The organism is Alcanivorax sp. NBRC 101098, from assembly GCF_001010505.1.
GTDB lineage: Bacteria > Pseudomonadota > Gammaproteobacteria > Pseudomonadales > Alcanivoracaceae > Alcanivorax > Alcanivorax borkumensis.
The window spans coordinates 683,727-708,925 of record NZ_AP014613.1; the positions used below are offsets into that span (position 1 = coordinate 683,727).

Annotated in this window: 22 protein-coding genes and 1 pseudogene; 12 read left to right on the plus strand and 11 right to left on the minus strand. The window is 55.5% G+C overall.

All coding sequences use genetic code 11. From position 1 onward, the window contains the following. The first annotated feature begins 18 nt into the window (after positions 1-18). The 4 genes from ampD to aceF all read left to right on the plus strand — a co-directional run bounded on the left by ampD (position 19) and on the right by aceF (position 6,204). Complete coding sequence (ampD, locus tag AS19_RS03210; protein WP_035460667.1) at positions 19-585, plus strand: 1,6-anhydro-N-acetylmuramyl-L-alanine amidase AmpD; 567 nt, start codon at positions 19-21, stop codon at positions 583-585. Continuing rightward, entirely contained in the window at positions 582-1,430 is an 849-nt protein-coding gene (locus AS19_RS03215; protein ID WP_035460670.1) for a membrane protein, read from the plus strand. Before ampD ends, AS19_RS03215 begins: the two co-directional genes overlap by 4 nt. Positions 1,431-1,784: 354 nt before the next feature. Next, positions 1,785-4,457 carry a pyruvate dehydrogenase (acetyl-transferring), homodimeric type gene (aceE, locus tag AS19_RS03220; protein ID WP_046961691.1) on the plus strand — a complete coding sequence of 891 codons (2,673 nt, stop codon included), beginning with the start codon at positions 1,785-1,787 and terminating at the stop codon, positions 4,455-4,457. Between the two features lie 52 nt (positions 4,458-4,509). Continuing rightward, positions 4,510-6,204, plus strand: coding sequence for a dihydrolipoyllysine-residue acetyltransferase (aceF, locus tag AS19_RS03225; RefSeq protein ID WP_046961692.1), 1,695 nt, complete (start codon positions 4,510-4,512; stop codon positions 6,202-6,204). 82 nt (positions 6,205-6,286) lie between these two features. Here the strand turns inward: aceF and AS19_RS03230 are convergent, their stop codons facing one another. The 10 genes and pseudogenes from AS19_RS03230 to AS19_RS03270 all read right to left on the minus strand — a co-directional run bounded on the left by AS19_RS03230 (position 6,287) and on the right by AS19_RS03270 (position 15,821). Continuing rightward, positions 6,287-6,595, minus strand: a complete 309-nt coding sequence (locus AS19_RS03230; RefSeq protein ID WP_011587909.1) for a hypothetical protein — start codon at positions 6,593-6,595, stop codon at positions 6,287-6,289. Positions 6,596-6,849: 254 nt separating this feature from the next. Continuing rightward, on the minus strand, positions 6,850-7,209 hold the full coding sequence (locus AS19_RS14305; protein ID WP_369796371.1) for a winged helix-turn-helix domain-containing protein: 360 nt from the start codon (positions 7,207-7,209) through the stop codon (positions 6,850-6,852). Positions 7,210-7,254: 45 nt separating this feature from the next. After that, positions 7,255-7,533 (minus strand): annotated as a pseudogene (locus tag AS19_RS14310) (response regulator); the annotation flags it as partial. Next, complete coding sequence (locus AS19_RS03240) at positions 7,530-8,885, minus strand: ATP-binding protein (protein ID WP_011587911.1); 1,356 nt, start codon at positions 8,883-8,885, stop codon at positions 7,530-7,532. The pseudogene AS19_RS14310 and the gene AS19_RS03240, both read right to left, overlap by 4 nt. Before the next feature lie 176 nt (positions 8,886-9,061). Further along, positions 9,062-9,631 carry a cob(I)yrinic acid a,c-diamide adenosyltransferase gene (locus tag AS19_RS03245; protein WP_011587912.1) on the minus strand — a complete coding sequence of 190 codons (570 nt, stop codon included), beginning with the start codon at positions 9,629-9,631 and terminating at the stop codon, positions 9,062-9,064. Then, complete coding sequence (locus AS19_RS03250; protein ID WP_011587913.1) at positions 9,631-11,592, minus strand: TonB-dependent siderophore receptor; 1,962 nt, start codon at positions 11,590-11,592, stop codon at positions 9,631-9,633. The genes AS19_RS03245 and AS19_RS03250 overlap by 1 nt, the downstream gene beginning before the upstream one ends. Positions 11,593-11,800: 208 nt before the next feature. Further along, a complete protein-coding gene (locus tag AS19_RS03255) occupies positions 11,801-12,679 on the minus strand; it encodes a ketopantoate reductase family protein (RefSeq protein ID WP_041704874.1) in 879 nt (292 codons plus the stop codon). A gap of 340 nt (positions 12,680-13,019) precedes the next feature. Continuing rightward, positions 13,020-14,564 carry an MFS transporter gene (locus AS19_RS03260; protein WP_011587915.1) on the minus strand — a complete coding sequence of 515 codons (1,545 nt, stop codon included), beginning with the start codon at positions 14,562-14,564 and terminating at the stop codon, positions 13,020-13,022. A 74-nt stretch (positions 14,565-14,638) separates the two neighbouring features. Continuing rightward, complete coding sequence (locus tag AS19_RS03265; RefSeq protein WP_011587916.1) at positions 14,639-14,944, minus strand: MGMT family protein; 306 nt, start codon at positions 14,942-14,944, stop codon at positions 14,639-14,641. Positions 14,945-15,059: 115 nt separating this feature from the next. Beyond that, positions 15,060-15,821: an SDR family oxidoreductase gene (locus AS19_RS03270; protein ID WP_011587917.1), complete on the minus strand. Its 762-nt coding sequence runs from the start codon at positions 15,819-15,821 to the stop codon at positions 15,060-15,062. Positions 15,822-16,336: 515 nt separating this feature from the next. On the opposite strand from AS19_RS03270, the gene AS19_RS03275 reads away from it, so the two are divergent. The 7 genes from AS19_RS03275 (at position 16,337) to rimI (ending at position 23,974) form a co-directional block, all read left to right on the plus strand. Beyond that, positions 16,337-16,627 carry a co-chaperone GroES gene (locus tag AS19_RS03275; RefSeq protein ID WP_011587918.1) on the plus strand — a complete coding sequence of 97 codons (291 nt, stop codon included), beginning with the start codon at positions 16,337-16,339 and terminating at the stop codon, positions 16,625-16,627. Between the two features lie 139 nt (positions 16,628-16,766). After that, complete coding sequence (groL, locus tag AS19_RS03280) at positions 16,767-18,413, plus strand: chaperonin GroEL (RefSeq protein ID WP_011587919.1); 1,647 nt, start codon at positions 16,767-16,769, stop codon at positions 18,411-18,413. A 256-nt stretch (positions 18,414-18,669) separates the two neighbouring features. Further along, on the plus strand, positions 18,670-19,272 hold the full coding sequence (rrtA, locus tag AS19_RS03285; protein ID WP_011587921.1) for a rhombosortase: 603 nt from the start codon (positions 18,670-18,672) through the stop codon (positions 19,270-19,272). Beyond that, a complete protein-coding gene (locus AS19_RS03290; RefSeq protein ID WP_011587922.1) occupies positions 19,244-20,965 on the plus strand; it encodes a DUF3592 domain-containing protein in 1,722 nt (573 codons plus the stop codon). Before rrtA ends, AS19_RS03290 begins: the two co-directional genes overlap by 29 nt. 70 nt (positions 20,966-21,035) lie before the next feature. Further along, complete coding sequence (locus tag AS19_RS03295) at positions 21,036-22,586, plus strand: 2-isopropylmalate synthase (protein WP_011587923.1); 1,551 nt, start codon at positions 21,036-21,038, stop codon at positions 22,584-22,586. A 109-nt stretch (positions 22,587-22,695) separates the two neighbouring features. Next, positions 22,696-23,502: a hypothetical protein gene (locus tag AS19_RS03300; RefSeq protein WP_011587924.1), complete on the plus strand. Its 807-nt coding sequence runs from the start codon at positions 22,696-22,698 to the stop codon at positions 23,500-23,502. After that, complete coding sequence (gene rimI, locus AS19_RS03305; RefSeq protein ID WP_035460689.1) at positions 23,492-23,974, plus strand: ribosomal protein S18-alanine N-acetyltransferase; 483 nt, start codon at positions 23,492-23,494, stop codon at positions 23,972-23,974. Before AS19_RS03300 ends, rimI begins: the two co-directional genes overlap by 11 nt. Before the next feature lie 307 nt (positions 23,975-24,281). On the opposite strand, the gene AS19_RS03310 is transcribed toward rimI, so the two are convergent. After that, a complete protein-coding gene (locus AS19_RS03310; RefSeq protein WP_011587926.1) occupies positions 24,282-24,707 on the minus strand; it encodes a hypothetical protein in 426 nt (141 codons plus the stop codon). A 153-nt stretch (positions 24,708-24,860) separates the two neighbouring features. On the opposite strand from AS19_RS03310, the gene AS19_RS03315 reads away from it, so the two are divergent. Further along, positions 24,861-25,196, plus strand: a complete 336-nt coding sequence (locus AS19_RS03315; protein ID WP_011587927.1) for a DUF2834 domain-containing protein — start codon at positions 24,861-24,863, stop codon at positions 25,194-25,196. Positions 25,197-25,199: the final 3 nt, after the last annotated feature.

Consider the following 25,199-nt stretch of genomic DNA (forward strand, 5'->3'; position numbering starts at 1 on the left):
CAAGAGGAGTTTGCGCGGGTGCTTACCCTTTCCGAACATCGAGTCGACCAGGCGCAATGGTGCCCCTCCCCTAATTTCAACGATCGTCCTGATCCTGCTGATATCTCCCTGCTGGTGATTCACAACATCAGCTTGCCTCCGGGGCAATTTGGTAGTGGCCATATCCAGGCGTTGTTTCAGAACTGTCTTGATCCGGCGCAACACCCTTATTTTGAAACCATCCACCAGCTGACGGTGTCGGCTCACTTCTTGATTCGTCGCAATGGCAGCCTGTTGCAGTTTGTGCCGTGCGACAAGCGTGCCTGGCATGCTGGGCTCTCGGCGTTCCAGGGCCGTGAAAACTGTAATGATTTTTCCATCGGTATCGAGCTAGAAGGTGCCGATACAATGCCTTATGAAACCGCCCAGTACGTTACCCTTGTTGCGCTTACGAGGCTTTTGCAGCATCACTATCCTGCTATTGTCGACGCTCGTATTGCTGGCCATGAGCACATTGCGCCGGGAAGAAAAACGGATCCGGGCCCTGCCTTCGACTGGCTGCGTTATCGTCAGGAATTAGCCAATTTTAAGGAGAAAAGAGCATGAAGTTTATCGTTCTTATTGTGGTTATGGGGTTGCGACGGATGGACCTTGGTTGGTCTACATTGCTGGCAGATGATGAACGGCATCAGCGTTGGTTGCAGCGATGCGGCAGCCGCATTGGCCAGCCGGCTCGTGTTTGGTGGGTTGCGGTGCTGTTGCCTGCTGTGCTGATTGGTTGGGCTGCATGCTGGTTATCAGGTTTCTGGGGCCAGCTGCTCGTCTTGGGGCTGGGCATCCTGTTGTTGCTTTGGTTGCTTGGCAGTTACAGTGAATTTCGTTATGTGGATGAGCTACTGGTGCGCGGTCGCATGAATGATCCAGATGGCTTTTCGGCCTTGGCTACTGACGAATTTTCCGTGACTGGGGTGCCCGGTGATCCGGCCTACCACCAGCAATTGAATGAGCAGATCTTGGCGCGTGAGGAGCGGCTGTTCGTGGCGATTTTCTGGCTGGTTTTGTTAGGCTTTGGTGCCGCGTTCTTGGTGGTGATGAATCATGCCTGGTTACAACATAAGAGACGACATGGCAGAGAAGAAGATGCTCCAGTCTGGCAACAGACACTGGATAACTGGTTGAGCCTTCCACCCCGGCAGTTGCTAATCCTCAGCATGGCCCTGGCGGGTAACTTCAGTGCGGCGATGAACCGCATGCGTGGTAGTTGGTGGCAGTTGCCCCCGTCTGCTTCGCTGCTTCTGTCTGTGGCTCATGTGGCGCAGGAAGAAAGCTCTGAGGCCTGCCCCGCCACGCTGAACATCGCGTTGGATCAGCTGGAAGCGCTGCACGGTTTGCTGCTGCGCTGTGTCGCCATCTGGCTGATTGTGGCCGCTCTGTGGATTATGCTGCTATGAGAATGGCAAGCAGGACCCTGTTTCTCAATAGCCCCTATGGGAAGGAAAAAGGGTCCAAAATAACCGACATTGGTCGAATTTACGTTTGCTGGCGCCGGGTTCAAGGTAGTGAAATAACTGGAAAAATGGTCAGCATATTGTGCTGGTTAAACGTTCTCGCCACTGGCCAGCTTGACCGACAACCGGTCTGCAGCGCTAGTATAAAGCGTCACCGGTAACGCGGCAGTCATGCTGCTTAGCCTCCGGTACAGCGACACCACAAGTCTCAGGCCCAGCCACCCTTTGGGCCTCTTTTTAGCGTCGTTGCAGTGATCCTGCGACGGCGCTTGGCAACGCGAAAAAGGACGCACGCCCATGCAAAAACGTAGTTTTTTTGATGACGTTGATCCGGCAGAAACCCGAGAGTGGCTCGAAGCCCTAGAATCTGTGGTCGAGCGCGAGGGCCCGGAGCGAGCAGCCTGGTTACTCGACGTCATTACTAACGAAGCCCAAGAGCAGGGCGTTTATCGTACCCACCTCAATACGCCATACCTGAATACGATTGCTCCCAAAGACGAAGCCGCCATTCCCGGTGACATGTTCATGGAGCGCCGCATTCGCTCTCTGATCCGTTGGAATGCCATGGCCACAGTCATGCGAGCGAACATCGATAACGATGATGAGCTGGGTGGGCATATTGCTTCCTTTGCCTCCTCGGCCACGCTTTATGATGTGGGGTTTAACCATTTCTTCCGTGCCCCCAGTGAAGAAAACGAGGGCGATTTGGTGTTCTTTCAGGGACATTCGGCACCGGGCGTGTACGCGCGGGCCTACTTGGAAGGGCGTATCAGTGAAGAGCAGTTGGATAATTTCCGCCGAGAAGTGGATGGTAAAGGGCTTTCGTCTTACCCGCACCCTTGGCTGATGCCGGACTTTTGGCAATTCCCCACTGTATCCATGGGGCTGGGGCCGATTCAGGCCATTTATCAGGCCCATATCATGAAGTACCTGCAGAATCGGGAATTAATCCAGCAGGATAACCGCAAAGTGTGGGCATTTCTTGGTGACGGAGAAATGGACGAGCCCGAGTCCCTCGGCGCTCTTGGCCTGGCAGGCCGAGAGAAGCTGGATAACCTGGTGTTTGTGGTGAATTGTAATCTGCAGCGACTGGATGGCCCGGTGCGCGGTAATGGCAAGATCATTCAGGAACTGGAAGGTGTGTTCCGTGGTGCGGGCTGGAATGTTATCAAGGTCGTGTGGGGGCGTTTGTGGGATCCGTTGTTGGAAAAAGACAGCAAGGGCCTGTTGCGCCGCCGCATGGAAGAATGTGTGGACGGCGAGTATCAGGCGTATAAGAAAAATGGCGGGGCTTATACCCGCGAACACTTTTTCGGTGAGAATCCGGAGCTAAAGAAACTGGTTGAGCACATGAGTGACGACGATGTGTATCGACTGAACCGGGGTGGCCACGACCCGTTCAAGGTGTATGCGGCCTATCATGAAGCGGTGAACCATACGGGTCAGCCGACGGTGATTCTGGCCAAAACGGTTAAAGGCTACGCCACCGGTGCCGGTGAAGCGGTGAACAAGGCTCACCAAATGAAGAAACTGGACTTGGAGAGCCTGAAGGATTTCCGAGACCGTTTCGATATGCCGTTCACCGATGAACAGCTAGAAGATGTTCCCTATTATCGTCCAGCGGATGATTCCCCGGAGCTGCGTTACATGAAGGAGCAGCGCGACAAATTGGGTGGTTACATGCCTGTGCGTCGACGCAAAGCGAGTCAGCAGTTAACCATCCCTGGGCTGGATGTATTTGCCAACTTTCTGGAAGGGAGTGGTGACCGGGAAATTTCCACTACCATGGCCTTTGTGCGCATGATGAGCACCCTGATTAAGGATAAGCAGATTGGTGATCGGGTGGTGCCTATTGTGCCTGATGAAGCACGCACCTTTGGTATGGAGGGTCTGTTCCGCCAACTAGGTATTTATTCCTCTGGGGGGCAAAAATACGAACCCGAAGATGCCGGCCAGATCATGTATTACCGGGAAGAAAAGAAGGGCCGAATTCTTGAAGAAGGGATCAATGAGGCCGGCGCCATGTCCGGCTGGCTTGCCGCAGCTACCAGTTATAGCGTTCATAATTTTACCCTGATTCCGTTCTATATCTATTACTCCATGTTCGGCTTTCAGCGGGTGGGCGACCTGGCCTGGGCAGCAGGGGATTCACAGGCACGGGGTTTTCTATTGGGGGCCACAGCAGGGCGCACTACGCTTAACGGTGAAGGTCTGCAGCATCAGGATGGTCACAGTCATATTCTTTCCAGCACGGTACCCAACTGTGTCAGCTACGATCCCACCTACAGTTATGAGCTAGCGGTGATTCTTCAAGATGGCCTCAGACGCATGTATGAGGATAACGAAAGGGTGTTTTATTACCTGACGTTGATGAATGAAAACTACATTCATGGGGCCATGCCCGAGGGGGCCGAAGAAGGTATCCGCAAGGGCATGTATCTGTTGCGCGAAGGTAAAGCGAAGACCAAGAAAAGCCCTAAAGTGCAGCTGCTGGGAAGCGGTACGATTTTACGTGAAGTGGAAGCGGCGGCAGAACTGCTACGGGAAGATTTTGACGTTGCGGCTGATGTGTGGAGTGTGACCAGCTTTAACGAACTGCGCCGTGAAGGCCTGAAAATGGACCGCGATGAGATGCTCAACCCGGAAGAAGAGCGTCCGGCAAACTGGGTAGAAAAATGCCTGGATGGCCGTAGTGGTCCGGTGATTGCTTCAACGGATTACATGCGGGCCTATGCCGACCAGATTCGTCCCTGGGTGAACGCGCCTTACACGGTTCTAGGAACGGATGGATTCGGGCGCAGTGATTCGCGCCAGAAGTTGCGTCACTTCTTTGAAGTCGATCGTTACTTCGTGGTTCTGGCCGCTCTTAATGCCCTGCGCAAAGAGGGCAAAGTTGAGGTAGGGCTAGTAAAACAGGCCATCGAGAAATACGGCATTGACACGGATAAACCCTATCCGGTGATGCATTAATCGCACCCGTCACTGATTACCGATCAGTGATCTCACCATAAGGAGTTAAGGTGTGAGTAAAACGCAAATATATGTTCCCGATGTGGGCAGCAGTGATCCTGTTGATATCATCGAGATCAGCGTTAACGTCGGCGATACCATTAGCGCTGAAGACACGATTATCGTGCTTGAATCTGATAAGGCCACGGTGGAAGTGCCGGCGCCCCAGGGCGGGAAGGTGGCTTCTATTAGTGTAAAGGTGGGTGACAGGGTTAAGGAGGGCGATGCAGTAATGGAGCTGGAGGTCGACGACGGTGACGCTACCGATAGCGCCGAAGATGTATCGGACTCTGAGTCAGAAAACGAGACCACCAAGGGCGGTAAAACCAACGATGCTAGTTCGCAGACGCAGAATGAAAATGCATCGGAGAAGCAGACAAAGTCCACTTCAGACAATAATGCGGATAAGGCTGCCGAGCCGGCTGCAAGTAGATCGGAAACCGTAAAGGTGCCGGATCTGGGCGACATTGATGCCGCAGAGATCATTGAAGTGAATGTGGCCGTGGGGGATGAGCTTAATGAAGAGCAAATCATCGTAGTGGTGGAATCAGACAAGGCGTCTTTGGAAATTCCCTCACCAAAAGCCGGCAAGGTGGAATCCGTTAACGTTAGTGTCGGCGATAAGGTTGGTAGTGGTGATGCGTTGATTACCCTTGCCGTTACCGGTACGCCGGCAGCAGAAGAGAGTGCACAGCCTGAGCGCGAACAGGATGGGGCAGAGCAGGATTCCTCTCCTGAAACGGCTTCTTCTAGCGGTTCTACACCGTCCCGTGCGCAACCCTCTGATGCAGGTGGCTCGCCTTCCCGCCCCGTTCATGCCGGCCCGGCGGTACGCAAATTGGCCCGGGAAACGGGGGTGGATTTGTCCCAGGTCAGCGGCACTGGCCCGAAAGATCGCATCCTCAAAGATGACGTGCATGCCTATGTGAAGCAGCGTTTGGAGGGGCCACAGAGCGGGGGCTCAGCGGGTGGAATGGCGATAGACTTGCCAGAAATCGATTTCAGCCAGTTTGGTGAAATTGAACGCGTTGAGTTGAACAAGCTGCGCAAGGTGTCGGCGCAGAATCTGACCCGTTCATGGTTGACTATTCCCCATGTAACCCAGCATGACAATGCGGATATCACCGACTTGGAGGCGTTTCGTAAGAGCCAGAACAAGCGTCTTGAACGTGAAGGGGTAAAGCTCACCATGTTGGCTTTCCTAGTAGCGGCCTGTGCACGGGCGTTAAAGGAATATCCACGGTTTAACAGCTCTTTGGAAAATAGCGGCGAAGCATTGATTGAAAAGCGGTATATCAATATTGGTATCGCAGTCGATACACCTAATGGATTGGTTGTGCCGGTGATCAAGGATGCGGATAAAAAAGGGCTAAAGGCGATTGCTCAGGAAATGGACGAACTGGCAGAGAAAGCCCGTAATCGGAAGCTGACCCCTGCGGACATGAAGGGCGGGACTTTCAGTATTTCGTCTTTGGGGGGGATTGGCGGTACGGCGTTCACCCCGATTGTAAACTGGCCGGAAGTGGCGATTCTCGGCGTCAGCCGCTCCGATATGCAGCCGGTCTGGGATGGGAGTGAGTTCCAGCCGCGGTTAATACTGCCAATGAGCCTGTCTTACGATCATCGAGTCATTGATGGTGCAGCAGCCGCACGATTTACGACTTATTTGAGCCAGTTATTAACGGATATGCGCCAGGCATTGTTGTAATTGAGCTGGCAAACGTAGCCAAGAGGAATAAAAAAAGGCCTTCGTGTGAAGGCCTTTTTTAAAGTGCACTAAAAGCAAAGGGTTAACGTTTTTCCTTTTTTTCGCGGCGATCGTCGCCACGCTTTTCACGTTTTTCTTTCATCTGCTTGAGTTTTTCCTGCTGCTCTGGGGTGAGTAGAGCGTTGATCTTTTCTTGGGTTTCATCATGCAGGGCCTTCCTTTTTTCGCCCTGCTCTTTAAAGAGGGTGCTCAGTTCGGCACTTTGTGACTCGGTCAGTTCCAGTTTCTTGGTCATGTGTTCCACCATTTTTTCACCGCCCCGGTGACCGGGACCCATGGCAAAAGCGGATGTGGCAAAAATAGCTAGAACAACGATAGCGATCTTTTTCATGGGGCTTTCTCCTTGTGACTCTAATTGAGCCGTTGAATGTGATGGAAAGAGTATTGCGTAAAAAGGTGCAAGGAATATGCAGGAAAAAAGGAAGAAGCAGCTACACCCTCACGTTACGCTACAATACGATGATCAGTTTCATGATCACAACCACTGAGGCCTCGCCCAGAGTTGGGCGCGGCCTCAGTGTAGAAAAGTACAAAATCCAGGATGGGCGTTTTAACGTGCAGTTTGAGGTTCGAACCTTGGGGCCGTTATGGTGTTTCTAGCCGATACCCTACCCCGTATACACTGCCAATCCAGTCATGGGACTGCTCATCGCCGTCGCTGAGTTTACGGCGCAATTTACGAATATGGCTGTCGATGGTGCGGTCGGAAACCACGCGGTGATCGTTGTATATCTCGTCCATTAGCTGGTCTCGGGACCAGATACGGCCGGGCTGGCGAGAGAGAGTGCTCAGCAAGGCAAATTCAATAGCGGTAAGGCCAATGCGTTGCTGGCCCTGTGGCTGTTTGAGAATGGCTTCGTAGCGTTCCTCGTCCAGTTGCAAGCTGTGCTCTTGTTCGGGGGATTCGGGGTTGGCGCGTCGTAGCACCGCTTTCACCCGGGCCACCAGTTCGCGAGGGCTGAAGGGTTTGCAGATGTAATCATCTGCGCCCAGTTCTAGCCCCAGTAGCCGGTCCACTTCATCAACCCGGGCAGTGACCATAATAATCGGTACATTGCTGTGCTGGCGGATGGTCTTGCACACCTCCATGCCATCTCCGTCGGGTAGCATCAAGTCTAGTATGATCGCTTGAAAGGACTGCTCATGGGCCATGGCCATGGCAGCTTTGGCGCTGTCTGTTTGTTTTGTCTGAAAATGAGCGTGATGTAGATAATCTGCCACAAGTTGTGACAGGCGAGGCTCATCTTCTACGATCAGGATGTGGCTCATAGGGCATGTCCCGGTAACGAAATATGGATACGAACCCCACCCAGAGGGCTGTGCTCTGCATGAAGCACTCCGCCATGGGCTTGGACAATGCGTTGGCAAATGGCCAGTCCCAGGCCCGACCCGCCGGTGCGGCGATTGCGCGAGCTCTCAACTCGGTACAAGTGATCAAACAGTTTAGGTAGGGCATCGTCGGAGACGCCAGGTGCGCTGTCGTCCACCGTCAATTGCCAGGTATTGTCTTCCTGTTTGCTCAGGGACACCGATAGCTCGCCGCCGTCGGCGGTGTACTTGAGGCTGTTCTGGAACAGGTTATCCAGTAACTGACGTAGGCGCACAGGATCCTGCTGGATCAGAGCTTGGTCGGGTAAGTTGGTTTTACAGGTGATACCACGTTGTGCGAACGAACTTTGATAACTGTCGAGAACGTCTTCTATTAGGCTGCTCAGGTCTTCCAAACGGAACTGGTAGCGTAGATTGCCACCGTCGGCCAATGCCAGGTCGTGTAGGTCGTTAATCAGGTGGGTAAGTTGAGCGACCTCACTTTCTAATCCTTTCAGGCTTTCCTGATTCAATGGTCGTATGCCATCGCAAAGTGCTTCTAGCTCGCCTTGCAGAATGGCTACCGGAGTGCGCAGTTCATGGGCGATATCTGAGAACCAACGCTGACGCGCCTGTTGGCCCTGATCGAGCCGCTCGGCGAGCTGGTCGACCTGGCGGGTCAAGGTGCCGAGCTCATCCCGGCGATCACTGGCCAGGCGAGAGTCGTAATTACCTTCCTGTAATTCTCTTGTATGGCGTGAGAGCGCCAGAATTGGTGCCACCAGATGGCGGGCCAGCAGCCAGGAGACCAGTAGAGATAAGGCAAGCCCCACACAGAGCATCCACAGGGCAAAACGAAGTTGCCGGCCTATGAAGCGGCGGTCTAGTTTGTCGCGAATAGCTTCCTGATCTGGGTAGGTTAGATAGCCCACGATGCGGCTATTATCTTGGATAGGAACGTCAATACGGTATTTTTCCGGGGCAGGCGGGCCAAACAGCACACGCTTGTGGGCATCGAGCAATTGCAGGCGGCGGTGATCGCCGCGCTCGTCTTTTCCTTCCTCTCGATCCCCGGCTAGCCAGTAAAGCCGTTTGAGGCGACGGGGGTCATCGCGAAGAAATTGCCAAGAGCCCTGCTGTTGGTACAGGTTGCCCAGGTGATTGGCTAGACGTTCCACTTGGGATTGCTGGCGTTCGTCCAAGTAAGTGTCGAGGCTACGCACGAAAGACAGATAATAGAATCCGCTGGCGGCTAGGATAAGAACCAGAAAGGTGCCCAGGAAAATCAGAAACAGTTTATTGCGAATGCCCATGGCGCTACATCATCAGTCAGGGCATTCAGTGTAGCGCGCTAGCGTTAGAGGTGGGCCGGTTTGCACAATCTTTCCATAATACAAAGCCACACGCCTGAATCCAGGTAAAGAAACGCACAGGAATGGGCGCTCTTTTTTTCATGTTTGGCCTCAAGCATCGGGCATGTGGCACGCTGTTAGCGGTCCGCTTTGGGGACCCACAAAGTTTCAGGGTGCTCGTGGCGTAGGTTGATCAGCCGTGCCATGACAAAGAGCAGGTCGGAAAGCCGGTTGATCAGCGCCTGGCTTACGGGATTGACCGCGTCTTCGTCGGCGTCGCGCAGGGCTATCACGTGGCGTTCCAGTCGGCGTGCCACAGTGCGGCAGTGGTGGCACCAGGCGGCATCAGGGTGCCCACCAGGAAGGACAAACTCTTTCAGTGGTGGCAGTTCGGCATTAATAGTATCGGCTTGGGATTCCATCTCTACCAGGTCATGATCATCAATTACCCTGTGGCCGGGAATCGCCAGTTCGCTGCCGATGTCGAACAGCATTTGCTGTATTAAACCCAACAACGCATCCAAATCTGCATCTTGCGGGCGTGCGCGTAACACCCCAAGGGCGCTATTCAGTTCGTCGAGCTCGCCGAGAACCACAATGCGAGGGTCATGTTTGCTTACTCGAGAGCCGTCGGCCAGTCCGGTTTCGCCGGCATCGCCGGTGCGGGTTATAACCCGGTTGATGCGGGTTTTGTTGGTGTCACTCATTACAGCTCCATGCCCAGTGCAACTCGGTAATGGCGTTCTGGCAGCGGGTAGAGTACCGCGCTGCTGCTGGCCGGATTGTAGTTACCGTAGTCGGCGTTCACGTTATCTTCCAGATTGTAGACACCGGCTTTGAGATAGAGTTTGCGATAGCGGGCAGTCAGTTGCAGATCAGTGGTGCGATAGTGGTCCAACTTGCGGTATTCGTTGTCCAGGTCAGCATCGTAGTGTCGGTCGCCCACATAGCGGTGACTGATCTGGGCGGATAGCCAGGATAGCGCCTGCCAGTCGGCGATTAACTTCATGGTGTGTTCGGGTACCAGGGGCACATCGTTGCCGCTGAATGGTCCGCCATCAAAGCGGGCTTGTTGGGCGCTGGCATTAGCGGTGAAGGTGATATCTTTATCCAGCTGCCAATGGGAGTTGATACTAACGCCTTTATGAATGGTCCGATCATCCAGATTGCGGTTGGCGAAAGCGATGGGGTCGTAAACAATTTCGTTATCGATTTCGGCACGCCAGAAGGTGAGGGTGGAATGCTGACGTCCTTGCGACCAGCTGGCCCCGGTGGTGTAACTGTGGCCAGTTTGTGGATCAGCGGGCGGATTAAAGGGCGAAAGCTCATCCACGTTGGCGATTCGCACACTGCGCTGGGCGCCGGCGAAAAGGGCTAAGTTGCCAGTGAACGTATAACGGATGCCCCCCTCGTACATTTCACCGTCTTGTTCCTTGTCGGCACCTTCTCCGCTGAGCGTACTTTCCAGATGGCGGGCGCCGGCGCTGACAGACAGTTTCGGGGTTAGGCTAACCAGGTTATGCACGTACCAAGCACGCTGGCTCTGTTCTAGCTCACGATCGCCGAAATTGGTGCGGCTGGTGTAATCGTATTCGTGCAGATCGAAGCCTAAGGTCCAGTTATGGATAGCGCTGCCGGTGGCGGTCTGGCCTTCTAGCTTGGGGGTAAAGCTGTAGCTGTCGACCACGGATTCACCATTGAAACCGCCGGAGGGGTAGCGGTATTCCTGGGTTTGACGGCGGCGGCTGGCGTCCAGGGTTAGGGCAGTGTTGCCGGCCATGCCAATACGTATGCCAGGCATCAGCCAGTAACTTTCCTGTTCGGCCTCATCGTTGGGGGTATCGGCGCCTTGCGGGTCATTGTTGAATGCTCGTGGATCGCGGCCACCGGGTAGGTCCAGGGATTGTGTCTCGCCGTTGGCAGTGAAATACGCTTCAAAGCGGTCTTGATGGTAACGCAGATCGGCGAAGGCGCTGTCGTTGCGCAGGGCGTTGTTGTCCCGATAGCTGTCGCTGTCCTGCGTGCTCAGGGCCACGGCTCCACTCACGTTGTCATGGCTGCCGGTGGCATAAACATTTCCGCCCACGTTGCTGTAACTGCCGCTGTGGATTTCCACCCCGGCACTATTGCGGTAGTGGCGGCGGGTAACAATGTTAACCACCCCGCCTACAGCGCCGTTGCCGTACAGGGCGGCTCCGGCCCCAGGCAACACTTCGATGCGCTCAATGGCCGCAAGGGGGAGGCCGGTTAGTTGCGGCGGGGCTTGATCGATGTTGGATAGCCGACGACCGTTTAACAGAATCAGGGTGTTTTGGTTACCAGTGGCGCCGAAACCGAGCAGGTCTACACTGGTTCTGCTGCCGTTGATGCCATACAGGCGGCTGCTTTGCAGACCGCCAACGCTGTCCAGCACTTCCGCAAGGTTTGTTGCCGGTAGGCTGTCGATGGCTTCTCGGTCGATCACCACGGTGCCGGTGGGGAGTTCACCCGCCAAGCTGTTGTTGCTGGCGCCACTGACCTTTACGGTGCCCAGAGCATGGCGGCCGGGAGCGGTGTCCGATGTGCTGTCGGCTTCGTTGGCGATACCCGCAAGCGGGACAGTTAATAGCAAGCTGGCAGCTGCGGGTATAAAAAGCGCGCGTTGGTGAATAGAGCAGCGAGTGAACATTTATCCTCCGAACAATGAGACCTTCTCGCAGGGGAGCTTACCAGAGGTTGGCGCTCAGCAGGCTGTTGAAAAGCCCTTTGCACACTTGGCGCGTCCTGAAGACGGGGAGCGTGTGTGTTGCATCGCGCGTTGTGCCCTGAAGAAGTATAGATTGTGAGTCAATCTGAATGGCTGAGCATGCACATGCAAAGGGCTTTGCAATCGTCCGCTAGGGCGTGGATGTGAGCGCCTCAACTAGCCGGCGATGGCTGGGCAGGTCCATGCCCTGGTTTTTCGCTTGGCAGAGTAACCAGCCATTGATGGCCTCGATTTCCGTCGTGGCACCTCGTTGGTAATCTGCGCGCATGGAAGAGGTGTTGTCGGCTGTATCGCGGATCACCTCTAGCACGGCCGTGAATGAATCCCCAGGCCACTGCGAGTCTAGTATTGCCAGCAGGGCGTCGGCTTCGCTGCACAGGGTTCGGGCTTGGTCTAGCAGGGCGGGGTCGTTCATGAGTGCGCCGTTAGGTATATCGTAAAAGGCGGTGAGCGGATTGATCACCGCGTTAGCCACCAGTTTCCTCCATTGAACTAGGCGTATGTCCGCTTCCCAGTGCAGGTTGGGCCAGTGAATTTGAAGGCCTTCAAACCATTCAGGTGGTTGCGCAGTGCCGCCGATCCATGTGACATTTTCCGCCACGATGGTGTGCTGTGGCGATTGCCCTTTTACTGCACTGGTGGTAATTGCTTCCAGCATGACGGAGCCTGAAGGGAGCCGACCATCCAGCGCGCCTACCCCATTTTGGAAGCGCAGCACCTGTGTCTCGTTGTTGAGATGGCCTTTCACCCTCTGTAACGCCGAGTCCGTGTACGGTGTTTTACTGGCTACCAGCACATGTTTAATGGCGGGGGGCAGCTCGGCTGGGCTGACGCAGGGCAGGGTGAGCGACATGCGTTGATTAGCAAAGATAAGCTGCTTTTGCAGTGGTAATCGCGGGCTATTGGTGACCACGCTGACGGTATGCCCGGCACGGGTCAGATACCAAGCCGCTAGTGTGCCCATGTTGCCGGCACCGAGCAGATACCAGTGGGGAAGAGGTTCAGTCATGGAGAAATAGTAAGCCCTGTAGTGAAGGAAAAGGAGATTTTTCTCTGTGTCTAGCAAACGTGTTGCCCCGTACTGTAAGGGTAAACCGCTGATGGTTTCTAATGCGAAGCAAGCCGTAAGCTATTTGCGCTGGCCGCGATATGCTTTTCCGCCAGCGCCGCTTCAGTTCCAGGCGGGCCTGGTCGAGCATTATCTTCGGGTTTTTGATGCCTGTTGAGACGGCCATGGTGATGCTGGGGCTAATGGATGATCAGCGTAAAGTGATCTTTACTGCAGGCGACAGAGCAGCCCCATGGGCCGCAGGGTATCCTGGTGATTGCCGAGTCTTTTTATGGTGGGGTTAGTCCTTAAAGGCGCTATGTCGCTGGATCAGATAGATCAGGCCTAGCACTGGCACGCCCATCAGGCTGGCCAGTAGGAAAAAGCCCGGGTAGCCCAAATTGTCCACCATGCTGCCGGAATACCCGCCAATGGTTTTCGGTAACAAGGTCATCAATGAGCTGAAGATAGCGTACTGCACGGCAGTGAAGGACACATTTGTGAGCTGGGACAGGAAGGCCACAAAGGCGGCACTGGCCAGGCCCGCGGTTAGGTTGTCGGCGGAGATCACCGCATAGAGAATGCGGATATCGTGGCCTGCATAAGCCAGCCACAGAAACAGCAGGTTGGTGGCTACGGTGAGAAAGGCGCCGAGGTAAAGTACCCGAATGACACCGTGACGCATGGCCAGCAGGCCGCCCAGAAAACCACCGGCGATAGTCATGAACAAACCAAACGTTTTTACCACCCCGGCAATTTCGGTTTTGGTGAAACCCATGTCTTCAAAGAAGACGTTGGAAATAACGCCAAGGACAATATCGGAAACGCGATAAAACCCTACGAAAACCAGCAGCAACAGCGCCAAGCGTTTGCCATAACGCTGGAAAAAATCCTTCACTGGGTCGAGGTAACTTTCTTGCACCAGTTGTTTGTCATATAGCGGGGTTAGGGAGAGTGTCTTGAGTAATGCGGCCACCAGAGTGATTGCCAGAGCCAACCTAAGGGTTTCCACCACCAGGCCGGATAAGGCGCCGTTGTTCATCGCGTCAGTCAGCGTTTGCCGCAGTGCGGAGGCCGCTCCAGCGGTGAGCACGTACACCGTCACGAAGGCGGCGATGCCCGCCACAAACAGGGTTAAGAACTTGAGGTATTGGCGGCTGCTGTAGTGTGCGTTTGAAGGTCTGGGATTGGCCGGCTCACGAATGATCAGGGTAGTGATGACACCGACCAGCATGGTTAGCGCCATGAGGGCATAGGTGTTTTGCCAGGCGGCATAGCGGTAAGACTCACTGGTGGAGCCGAGCCAGCTGGCCAACACCAGTGAGCCGGCTCCGGAGGTGAGCATGCCGATGCGGTAGCCGGCGATATAGGACGAAGACATCATCGCCTGCAATTCCGCTCCGGCAGATTCAATCCGGTAAGCATCGATCACCACATCCTGGGTAGCGGCGGTGAAGCCCAGCAGCACTACCGCAAAGGCCATCAAATTCAGGGCGCCAGGTTGGGTTGGGTCGACCAGGGAAATGCTGAAAATAGCAGCGGCAACGGCCAGTTGTGCCACCAGCAACCAGGCCCGCCGTCGGCCTAGCCAGCGCGTAAGGGCTGGCACAGGCAAGCGGTCAATCAGTGGTGCCCAGAGAAACTTAAATGAATACGCCAGCGCTGCCCAGCTGAAGTAGGTGACAGTGGAACGGTCGATGCCGGCTTCGCGTAGCCATAGTGATAGCGAGGAAAAAATCAGTAGCAGAGGAATACCCGCTGAAAAACCATAAAAGAACATGGTCGCCACACGGGGGTGCAGGAAGGCCTTTAGGGATTGCTGCCAGCTAGAAGATTGTGAGGGCATAGGGCTCTTAGCGGGTATTGCTGATGAGGAAAAGACTCATCATAGACGCTTTGTTCCTGCGGAGCGATTTAGGTTCATTGTGGGACAAGAAAATAAGGCTTGGGCACGCGATCATTTATTACCGGAATATTTTCGTCACGTAACCGTTGTATTTGAATCTGCCCTGCGGGTGTGCCGACTAAGGCAATGTGTCTGTCGGAGCGCAACACCCGGTGCCAAGGCAGACGGGTATCCTCGGGTAACTGGCTCATCAACCGGCCGACAAAACGAGCATGGTGCGGAAAGCCTGCCTGGCGAGCCACGGCGCCATAACTGCTGACTTTGCCCGGTGGGATGGCCGCAATAATTTGGTAAACAGCCTCTCGGAATTCTGGATTCATGGGGCTATAGCCTCAAGCGACAAGCTTCAAGCTACAAGGGAAAACGGAAAAAATAAAAGGGCGGCCGCGAAGGCTTGCCCTTTTATTTAGCCAGAACAGCATGCTGGCTTGCCGCTCAGCGCAGACCGCCATCCATGTCGATGCAGCGACCGGTGAAATAGTCGGTCTCGAAAATGAAGGCCACACTGCGAGCAATGTGCTCCGCTTCACCCAAGCGCTTGAGCGGTACCGCCTGCACCAACCGATCGCGGGCTTCCGGTTTCATGGCTGCTAGCATGTCGGTATTGATGGTGCCCGGTGCTACCGCCCCGGTGCGGATGTTGTAGCGGGCCAGTTCTCTCGCCCACACCTCGGCCATGGCCGCTACCCCTGACTTGGCAGCAGAGTAGTTGCTTTGGCCAAAGCTGCCATGACGGGCCAGGGATGAAATGTTCACGATCACGCCTTCCTCGACGCCGGTTTCCACCATTTTGGCGGCGGCTTCCCGGCCACACAGGAACACCCCTGTCAGGTTCACGTCGATCACGGCTTGCCATTGTTGCAAGCTCATTTTACTGATCAATTCACCTTCTTTGGCTTTAATGAGTAGCCCATCGCGGGTTATGCCCGCGTTGTTGACCAGACCGTGCAGGGTGCCGAAATCGGCCACCACATTGTTGAACAGCGCTTCCACTTCTTCTTCTTTGGCCACATTGGCCAGGTAGGCGCGTGCTTCGCCACCGGCCGCTTCGCAGGCGGCTACGGTGGCATCCAAGTCTTCCTGGTTAAGATCCACACAGGCTAGCCGGGCGCCTTTACCAGCAAAAAAGGTGGCGATGCCACGGCCCAAGCCACGGCCGGCGCCGGTTACAACAATCACTTTCTGGTTCAATTCCATGGTGATTCCTTACAGTGTCGGTTCATGGTGCAACGGATTATGGTGAGGCGCAGGAGGCAGGCCAATGACCGGATTGCTCAGGCCTGCAGCAAAACGGGAAACGGATGAGCGGGCGTTGAATGCACCAGGAAGCAGAAGCCCGATTGTGTATTTATTGGCACGGCAGTGCGGTGGCGCCGTTGGTATGGAGGGCGGACAGCACAGTGGCTGGCAGAGCGCGGCATGATTGACGGTATCCGCCCGGTGCCGTGCGCAAGCGCAGTGTAGCCGTGGCGCGGGGATCTGTTCCGGGAGATTTTTTCCTCTCCAGCTCTTGAATCCCGCCGTGGCGACCCCATTCCACGGCCAACAGGCAGGCAAAGGGAATCATTGGTCAGTGCCGGTATTTCTTGTTGACTGTTCTGGTGTCCTTACTATGATTAGCACTCCACTCATGAGAGTGCTAATTCTGACTATTGAGTCCGGCCATTGTGCCGACTCGGGTGTCGAAGAACTAACTGGGAGTTTAAGGAAAAATGAGCATCCGTCCTTTGCATGATCGCGTGCTGGTTCGCCGTGAAGAGGAAGAAACCAAATCTGCTGGCGGTATTGTGCTGCCTGGTTCCGCTGCCGAGAAGCCGTCCCGTGGTGAAGTTATCGCCGTTGGCAATGGCAAAATCACCGAAAATGGCGATGTGCGTCCGCTGGACGTAAAAGCCGGTGATACGGTGATCTTCGGCCAATACTCCGGCAGCACCGTGAAGGTGGAAGGCGAAGAGCTGCTGATCATGAGCGAAGCTGAAATTCTGGCCGTCGTCGAAGACTAAGTTGCGAAGGCCAAGGGTTGCAAGGCTCAGCGCTTAAGGCGAATAGCCAGGGTAACCCAGTTCCGCTCCAGACAGACATCGAACGCCCGCAAGGGCATTCAGCCCATTACTGGGTACAGAATTGCAGAGGTATAGAAACATGGCTAAAGAAATTTTGTTCCGTGACGAAGCTCGTCAACGTATGGCTAAAGGCGTCAACATTCTGGCAGACGCCGTCAAAGTAACTTTGGGCCCGAAAGGCCGTAACGTGGTGCTGGAAAAATCCTTCGGCGCCCCGTCCATCACTAAAGATGGCGTTTCCGTTGCCCGCGAAATCGAACTGGAAGATAAGTTCGAGAACATGGGTGCGCAGATGGTCAAGGAAGTGGCTTCCAAGGCCAACGACGAAGCGGGTGACGGCACCACCACCGCCACCGTGCTGGCTCAGGCGTTCGTGAACGAAGGCCTGAAGTCCGTAACCGCGGGCATGAACCCCATGGACCTGAAGCGCGGCATCGATCAGGCCGTTGCGGCCGTAGTGGAAGAGCTGAAAAAGCTATCTACTCCGTGCGACAACACCAAGAGCATTGAGCAGGTAGGTACTATCTCTGCCAACGCCGACAAATCTGTTGGTGAGATCATCGCCCAGGCCATGGAAAAAGTGGGCCAGGAAGGGGTTATCACTGTTGAAGAAGGCCAGTCTCTGCAGAACGAGCTGGACGTGGTTGAAGGTATGCAGTTTGACCGCGGTTACCTGAGCCCTTACTTCATCAACAACCAGGAAAAGATGCAGGTCGAACTGGAAGACCCGTACATCCTGTTGGTGGACAAGAAGATTTCCAACATCCGTGAGCTGTTGCCAGCCCTGGAAAATGTGGCTAAAGCAGGCAAGCCGCTGCTGATTATCGCTGAAGACATTGAAGGCGAAGCGCTGGCTACCCTGGTAGTGAACAACATGCGCGGCATCATCAAGTGTGCCGCTGTGAAGGCGCCGGGCTTCGGTGATCGTCGCAAGGCCATGCTGCAAGATATCGCCATCCTCACCGGCGGCACCGTCATCAGCGAAGAAGTGGGCCTGAGCTTGGAAAATGCGTCCCTGGAAGATCTGGGTACCGCCAAGAAAGTGAACATCGACAAGGAAAACACCACCATTGTTGATGGCGCTGGCCAGCAGGCAGATATCGATGGCCGTGTGGAGCAAATCCGCAAGGAAATCGAAAACTCTTCCTCTGACTACGACAAAGAAAAACTGCAAGAGCGCGTGGCCAAGTTGGCCGGCGGTGTTGCGGTAATCAAGATCGGTGCTGCCACCGAAATTGAAATGAAAGAGAAGAAAGCTCGCGTTGACGATGCTCTGCACGCTACCCGTGCTGCGGTAGAAGAAGGTGTGGTACCGGGCGGTGGTGTTGCTCTGGTTCGCGCTCTAGCCAATGTTGGCACCATCAAAGGTGACAACGACGAGCAGAACGCCGGTATTGCCCTGACTTTCCGTGCGCTGGAAATGCCGCTTCGCCAGATCGCCTATAACGCCGGCGCGGAAGCATCCGTGATTGTGCAGGAAGTGCGTAATGGCAAAGGTAACTACGGCTACAACGCAGCCTCCGGTGAATACGGTGACATGTTGGAAATGGGTATTCTCGATCCCGCCAAAGTGACCCGTTCTGCTCTGCAGGCCGCGGCCTCCATTGCTGGCCTGATGATCACCACCGAAGCCATGGTGGCGGACAAGCCGGAAGAAAACGCCGGTGCCGGCGCCCCAGACATGGGCGGCATGGGTGGAATGGGCGGAATGGGCGGCATGATGTAAATCATCAGCGCTTAACACGCTCCAAAGAGAACCCCGCCTTGTGCGGGGTTTTCTTTTTTTAGGACATAGACAATTTTCAGGCTATAAGCTGCCGCCGGGTTCGATGTCGCGGTCATGCCGCTAACGGATGCGTTGTGCCGCTTATTTAGGTCCCGGGTTTCGCCCTGTCAGAATTTGTACACGTCCATCCTGCGGCTTGTATCTCATGCCTTGTGGCTTGTGGCTTAATACCCGTTCATCCTCGAGAGGCAATAGCATGCAACCCAGAGATAAAAAACTCCGTCCGCACTTCGCCTGGTTGGTGGTCGTGATGATTGTGCTGGGGCTGGCCTCTTCCTGGGTGAACCCCTGGCTGGCATTCGATCGCGTTGCGATTGAGCAGGGGCAGTGGTGGCGGATTCTTACGTGCCATCTTGTGCATCTGAATCATTGGCATTTGCTGCTGAATTTGAGCGGGCTGTTGCTATGTGGCTATTTTTTTGAAGATTTACTGGATCGTGCCCGCTTGTGGGCATGGCTGTTGTTCTGTGGCATTACCACTGGTGTCGCTTTGCTGATATTGGATCCGCAACTGCAACATTATGTGGGGCTGTCGGGTATCTTGCATGGGCTGCTGGTGCTCTGTTTGCTCATGGGGTGGAGGGGGAATCCGGTGCTGCACTCAGTCGTGTTGGCGGTCATTATCGGGCGCATTATCAGTGAGCACTTGCCGGGCTATGACGTGGATTACCTGCAAGGGTGGATTGATGGTCGGGTGTATGTGAACGCCCATCTTTATGGTGCGGTCAGTGGTGCGTTGCTTTGGGGTTTGATCACGGGGGGATCGTATTTTGTCGATAGAAGAGCAAAACGAGAATAAAAAAGCGGGCGTTGGCGGGTATCTGTTTGGCGGCATTTTTCTATTCGCTGGGCTAGCGGTGATGGTGTATGTGGGGCTGCTCCCTGTCGGTAAGTATCTGCTGTCTGGTCAGTGGGAGCGGGTGCCGGCCACGGTGCTTAGCAGTGAACTTCATCGTCATCGTTCTGATGGGTCTAGCACCTATAGCGTCACCGCCCGTTACCGGTATTCCTTCCAGGGGCAGACCTTCACCAGCGATCAGGTCGGGCTATATAGCGGCAGTGATAATGTGGGTGACTATTGGCAACAGCTTAGCAGCCGGCTGGATCGTGCCCGTGCCAGCAACCGTGCCTTGCAAGCCTGGGTGAACCCGTCCAACCCAACCCAGGCGTATCTGGATCGAACCTTTCGTTGGAGCACACTCATTTTCGGGCTGACCTTCGGCGGCGTTTTTGCCTTGGTGGGTGCAGGGGTGATGTACTTGATGCGTAGGGGAAGAGACCCTCAGACGGTCTCTGGGACGGGTCAATACAGCAGCCGAGAGAAATCGGGTCACTGGCTTATGGTGGGCTTTGGCGCCGTGTTTATTCTGTTGCCGTCTCCTGCCTATTTGGAGGTCTGGAAGGAAGTCAGCCGTGGCAATTATATGATTTTGCTGGTCCTTCTGTTTCCGCTTGCCGGGGCTGGAATCGCTTTGGCGGGCTTGAGAATGCGCAATAACTACCGGTTCTTTGGTCCAACCCCTCTGGCGCTGGATCCGCAACCGGGCCAGGCCGGCGGACAGGTTGGCGGGTCAATTCAGCTGGGTCGCGCCTTGTCCGCTGAGCAGTCGGTGACGGTCTGGCTTAGCTGTATCCGTTGTTATTACAGCGGTTCTGGAAAAGACCGCAAAACCCGTGAAAGCATCCGCTGGCAGAACCGGCAGCGGGCTTGGTGTCGCCCCGTTCAAAGTGGCACCGAGATCCAATTTTGTTTCGATGCACCAGCGGATCAGCCGGCCACGCGAGAGCGCGATCGGAGTGTGAGTGGGCGAAAGGACTGGATTCGTTGGCGTGTGGAGCTGGATGGCCAGGTTCAGGGACGGGCGCTTAAGCGGAGCTGGGACGTGCCCGTGGAAGCGGGCAGTGGCTCTAGCCGCTATGAACTGCCTGACTCTCATGTAGAAGCGGACCAGCGAGATCGTAAAATGGATGCGCTGGAGTCAGCCAACCAGCAAATTGAGGTAGAGCAGACGAGTGAGGGCCTGCACCTGATCAGTCGGGCTGGCCGCAACCTGGGCATGAAGCTGGGGCTGCTGGTGTTTGGCTGTGCCTTTGCTGCAGTGGGCACCTTCCTGTTTATTCAGGCCGCAGAAGAAGGCTTCATGCTGTATATCATGGGCAGTATTTTCGGTTTGATTGGTTACCCGATGGTGCTTGCTACCCTGTATACCCTGGCGCGTCGGTTGGATGCCTGGGTGCGTGGCGGGGAGGTGCGCAATCAACGGCGCTGGTTGGGTATTGTGTTGTTCCGCCGCGAAGGACAGCTGCTTAGCGCCGACCAGCTGGTGCTGGAAAGTGGCATGAGCAGCACCAGTAATGGCCGCAAGACCGAGTACATGACCCTGTATGCCAAGGTGGATGGCAAGAAGCTCCGGCTTGCGGAAGGTATTGCCGGACGTGAAGCGGGGGAAGCCCTGCGTGAAGCCGTGCTGCGCACCCTGCGGCTGGTGTAGAATGCGGACATATCTGAACCTGCTGTGAAAAGGGGCCAGCCATTAGCCCCGGACATTTGCGAGAGATCCAATGAGCAAAGATCGCCTGATTATTTTTGATACCACCCTGCGTGACGGTGAGCAGAGCCCCGGTGCCACCATGGACCAGGATGAAAAACTGCGCATCGCCCGGGCGCTGGAACGCATGCGGGTAGACGTCATCGAAGCCGGCTTCGCCATCGCCAGCCAAGGGGATTTCCGCTCGGTGAAAGCCATTGCAGACACCGTGCGCGAATCTACCATTTGCTCGCTGGCGCGGGCCAAGGCGGCGGATATCGACCGCGCGGCGGAAGCACTGGTCGGAGCTGAATCCGGGCGTATCCATACGTTTATCGCCACCAGCCCGATCCATATGCAGCATAAGCTGCGTTTGGAGCCGGATCAGGTGGTCGAACATGCGGTGGCCGCGGTGAAGCATGCCCGCAATCATATGGGTGATGTGGAGTTTTCCTGTGAAGATGCGGGCCGCTCCGAAATCGATTTCCTGTGCCGCATCATCGAAGCGGTGATTGATGCGGGTGCGCGTACCATCAACATCCCCGATACCGTGGGTTATGCCATTCCCGAGCAATTTGGCGATACCATTAGCCAGTTGCTCACGCGCATCCCCAATGCGGATAAGGCGGTGTTTTCCGTGCATTGCCATAACGATTTAGGGTTGGCGGTCGCCAACTCTCTGGCAGCGGTTCAGGCGGGTGCGCGGCAGGTGGAATGCACCATCAATGGCCTAGGTGAGCGGGCCGGCAATGCTTCTCTGGAAGAGATTGTTATGGCGGTGCAAACCCGTCAGGACCTGTTCAATGTGGATACCGGCATTAATGCTCGCGAGATCGTGCCCACCTCGAAAATGGTGTCGCAGATTACCGGCTTCCCGGTGCAACCGAACAAGGCCATCGTTGGCGCCAATGCTTTTGCCCACGAGTCGGGCATTCATCAGGACGGGGTGCTCAAACACCGCGAAACCTACGAAATCATGTCGGCCGAGGATGTGGGCTGGCACACTAACCGCATGGTGCTGGGCAAGCATTCCGGCCGTGCTGCTTTCCGTGCTCGGCTGGATGAACTGGGGATTGTGTTTGCCTCTGAGGCGGCCATGAACGAAGCCTTCTTGCGCTTCAAGGATCTGGCGGACAAGAAGCACGAAGTGTTTGATGAGGATCTTCAGGCATTGGTCAGCGATACCAAGCGAGCGGTGGAGCAGGAACGTTTCAAGCTGGTGTTGCTGGAGGCGACGGCGCGCACGGGTGAAACACCGCAGGCTCGCATTGTGATGGCTATTGACGGTGTTGAGCAGGACGCCACGGCCACTGGTGCCGGTCCCGTCGATGCTGCCTTCAAGGCCATTGAGCAGCTGGCAGACAGCCACAGCACCTTGCAGTTGTATTCGGTGAACGCGATTACCGCCGGTACTGATAGCCAGGGCGAGGTAACTGTGCGGTTAGAGAAAGGCGGTCGTATCGTCAACGGTCATGGTGCCGATGTTGATATTATTACTGCGTCAGCCAAAGCCTACCTGAATGCCCTTAATCACTTCGCCGCCGGCGTAGAAAAGGCGCATCCCCAGGCGCTAGAGGGAGTATGAAGGGGATGCTTGGTGTCGGATGTCTGAGGCCTGACGGTAAGGGAGCCGGCGGTGCTCTTCTTGCGTGGTGGGTGGTGCGTCCGGCGTCTGGCGGTACCGGAGGCACTTCATGAACGAAGCGCAGCGGCAGAGTTATTTGAAGGCCATGGGGTTGACGCCTTGGGTGGCCCGTGTGCCTTTGCCCGGTGCAGCGCCATCGCAGGCGTTGGATTGGCCGGAGGAAGAGCAGAATAGTGCAGCGGCCCCGGCGGGTCCTGCCGTTGATGTGTCCGTAACGACCGTGGCGCAGGGAGAGGCGCCCCTACAGCATTCTGCGTTAGTTTCCCATTCGGCTCCTGCTGATGAGAAGCAAGCACCCACAGGCTTCGCTGCCGATGCGTTGGCGAAGGCTTCCTCCTTCAAGCCTGCTGCTCCTTTAAAAGAGGAGCAGGTAACAACTGCGGCTCCGTCGCCGCCTAAAGAGAAAATCACAGGCCTGAGGTTCACTCTGGAAGCGCACCTGGGGGGCACTACCTGGTTGCTATGTGCCCAGGAAGACAGTCAGGCTCCAGGGCTGGGGCGGTTCGAAGCGCCACTGATGGCGAGTTTGTTGGCCTTGTTCCAGGGGCGCCCACAGCGTCCGCGTCGTTTCTTTTGCCCGCTGACCGAGCAGCCCATGCCGGCTGATGAAGCCGCTCAGGCGCTATCCGCTTTTGTGGCTGGGCTTAGTGAGCAGAGCGGTGGAGAGCGGGTGTTGTTGTGCTTGCCGGAAGCGGTGGCCGAAGCCTTGTTTAAACAACCTCGCTATCAGCCTTTTGAACTGGGCCAGCTACCGGCGCTGGTGATTAGCAGCCTGGCGGAAATGCTCGCTGATCCGGCCCAACACAAGAAAGCCAGCTGGCAAGCCATGCAGGCTCATGGTTACGATGGCGTTTGATGTTGTCGGCCCGATTCGGGCCATGCAGGAATCGGATTTGCCGGCGGTGCTGGAAATTGAACACGCCGCTCAGTTGACCCCTTGGACCCGTAACCACTTTCTCGATTGCCTCGGTAATGATCATTATCTGTGTCAGGTGGTGGAGGCGGCAGGGCAGCCGGTAGCATTTCTGATTTTGTCGCGGGTTCTTGATGAAACCCATGTGCTGAACATCGCTGTGGCGCCCGCCCGGCAGCGCCAGGGGCTGGCCCGAGGATTGCTGGAACAAGCCATTCAGGTTGCACAGCAAGACGCCATGAGTGTGATCTACCTGGAAGTGCGAGAAAGCAACAAAAGCGCCCGGGCACTGTACGAGTCTCTGGGTTTCACGGTATCTGGAATCCGCAAAAATTATTACCGCCGGGGTGAGGATCACGATGGTCACGAAGACGCGGTGTTGATGCAGTGCCTGCTGGCTTCGGGGCATAAATAATTGTTGCGAGCTACCGCATCGGTCTTTCTATAAAGCCTTGCAGGAATCAACGGGAGCGGACTTAAAGCACATAGTGCGGCTCGAAGGGTGAGCCAAGCGAATAAATCCAATCGAGGGAGCGAGCCCCGCGAAGCGAGGCGTCGTCGCTAAGATAATGTGCAGGAGGAATGGCGGGCGGGGTATTGCCGTATTGCCCCCCACTTTTCTGTTCCGCTGTTCACTTTTAACGGAATCTACCGGGCAGGGTGGTCGTTATGCGACGTCATTTACCCTGCCAGTGTTGCAGCATGAAGCGTGTTGCGGTTTTTTATTCCAACGGCATCCAGCCCTTTTCTGTATCCCGAAACTGGATCACCCGTTGGCGCTGGAAAGTATCGCCTTTTTTGAAGTTGCCGTGCTCTACACGCAGTGCGCTCAGGGCCATGATCATGGCGAACCGATCCAGGCCGGAGAGTTCTTCGTTGCCTTTAACCTGGCTGGTGTAAGTGCTCAGATCTTCCTCCGCTTCGAGGCTGTAACTGACTTCTATGGTGTATACGCCTTCACCATCTTCATAGCCATTAAGTTTTTCCACGTTGGTAATCGCCAGCAGACCGTCCAAATGGGCGTTGCGCATCTCCGCTTCAAGGGCTTTTTGGGCATCACCGGCCCCCGGAGCTCGGCTGCATGCGCTTAGCAGGGCAACAGCAAGAAGGACTGTTATAAAACGAAGATAATGAGCAGTGGCAGACATGACAAACTCCTGATTGGAGGAGGGAAGGAGGTTACTCTACATCAGCTTACCTGCTTACCCAATGACACAGGCGCAACTACATAAAAACTGGACAGCGAGTCAATCAATGACAACGATAGAGGTAACAGGAGTACTTACCAAGGAGAGTTACCCATGTCCGAAAGCCTGTTTCGCCGCTTGCTGATCATGGTGGCGTTGATCTTCTGTGGTGCCTTTGCGGTGCTGGTTATCCCGCCGCTGATGGCTAACCCGGATATTTTGGCTGCCGCTGCGGGCGGCTTCGTCAATCCTTATGCTGCTGGCTATTCCACAGATGTGATTCTGTGCTGGGTGATTTTGGCAATATGGGTGCTTTATGAGCGCCAGCGTTACCATGTGCGCGGGGGCTGGTTGGCACTTGTGCTGGGCGTGGTGCCGGGTGTGGCGCTAGGCTTTGCTTTGTACCTGCTGATGCGCCAGCGCCAACTGAAAGGGTCTGGGTTGGTCTGACGG

Excerpts from the sequence above, each read along its gene's own strand:
- AS19_RS03255 (WP_041704874.1), bottom strand. The coding sequence starts at position 12,679 with ATGACTGAACCTCTTCCCCACTGGTATCTGCTCGGTGCCGGCAACATG.
- AS19_RS03295 (WP_011587923.1), top strand. The coding sequence starts at position 21,036 with ATGAGCAAAGATCGCCTGATTATTTTTGATACCACCCTGCGTGACGGT.
- AS19_RS03250 (WP_011587913.1), bottom strand. The coding sequence starts at position 11,592 with ATGTTCACTCGCTGCTCTATTCACCAACGCGCGCTTTTTATACCCGCA.
- rimI (WP_035460689.1), top strand. The coding sequence starts at position 23,492 with ATGGCGTTTGATGTTGTCGGCCCGATTCGGGCCATGCAGGAATCGGAT.
- AS19_RS03230 (WP_011587909.1), bottom strand. The coding sequence starts at position 6,595 with ATGAAAAAGATCGCTATCGTTGTTCTAGCTATTTTTGCCACATCCGCT.
- AS19_RS03215 (WP_035460670.1), top strand. The coding sequence starts at position 582 with ATGAAGTTTATCGTTCTTATTGTGGTTATGGGGTTGCGACGGATGGAC.
- AS19_RS03240 (WP_011587911.1), bottom strand. The coding sequence starts at position 8,885 with ATGGGCATTCGCAATAAACTGTTTCTGATTTTCCTGGGCACCTTTCTG.
- AS19_RS03310 (WP_011587926.1), bottom strand. The coding sequence starts at position 24,707 with ATGTCTGCCACTGCTCATTATCTTCGTTTTATAACAGTCCTTCTTGCT.
- AS19_RS03315 (WP_011587927.1), top strand. The coding sequence starts at position 24,861 with ATGTCCGAAAGCCTGTTTCGCCGCTTGCTGATCATGGTGGCGTTGATC.
- AS19_RS03270 (WP_011587917.1), bottom strand. The coding sequence starts at position 15,821 with ATGGAATTGAACCAGAAAGTGATTGTTGTAACCGGCGCCGGCCGTGGC.
- AS19_RS03245 (WP_011587912.1), bottom strand. The coding sequence starts at position 9,631 with ATGAGTGACACCAACAAAACCCGCATCAACCGGGTTATAACCCGCACC.
- AS19_RS03260 (WP_011587915.1), bottom strand. The coding sequence starts at position 14,564 with ATGCCCTCACAATCTTCTAGCTGGCAGCAATCCCTAAAGGCCTTCCTG.
- aceE (WP_046961691.1), top strand. The coding sequence starts at position 1,785 with ATGCAAAAACGTAGTTTTTTTGATGACGTTGATCCGGCAGAAACCCGA.
- rrtA (WP_011587921.1), top strand. The coding sequence starts at position 18,670 with ATGCAACCCAGAGATAAAAAACTCCGTCCGCACTTCGCCTGGTTGGTG.
- AS19_RS03300 (WP_011587924.1), top strand. The coding sequence starts at position 22,696 with ATGAACGAAGCGCAGCGGCAGAGTTATTTGAAGGCCATGGGGTTGACG.
- AS19_RS03275 (WP_011587918.1), top strand. The coding sequence starts at position 16,337 with ATGAGCATCCGTCCTTTGCATGATCGCGTGCTGGTTCGCCGTGAAGAG.
- AS19_RS03265 (WP_011587916.1), bottom strand. The coding sequence starts at position 14,944 with ATGAATCCAGAATTCCGAGAGGCTGTTTACCAAATTATTGCGGCCATC.
- groL (WP_011587919.1), top strand. The coding sequence starts at position 16,767 with ATGGCTAAAGAAATTTTGTTCCGTGACGAAGCTCGTCAACGTATGGCT.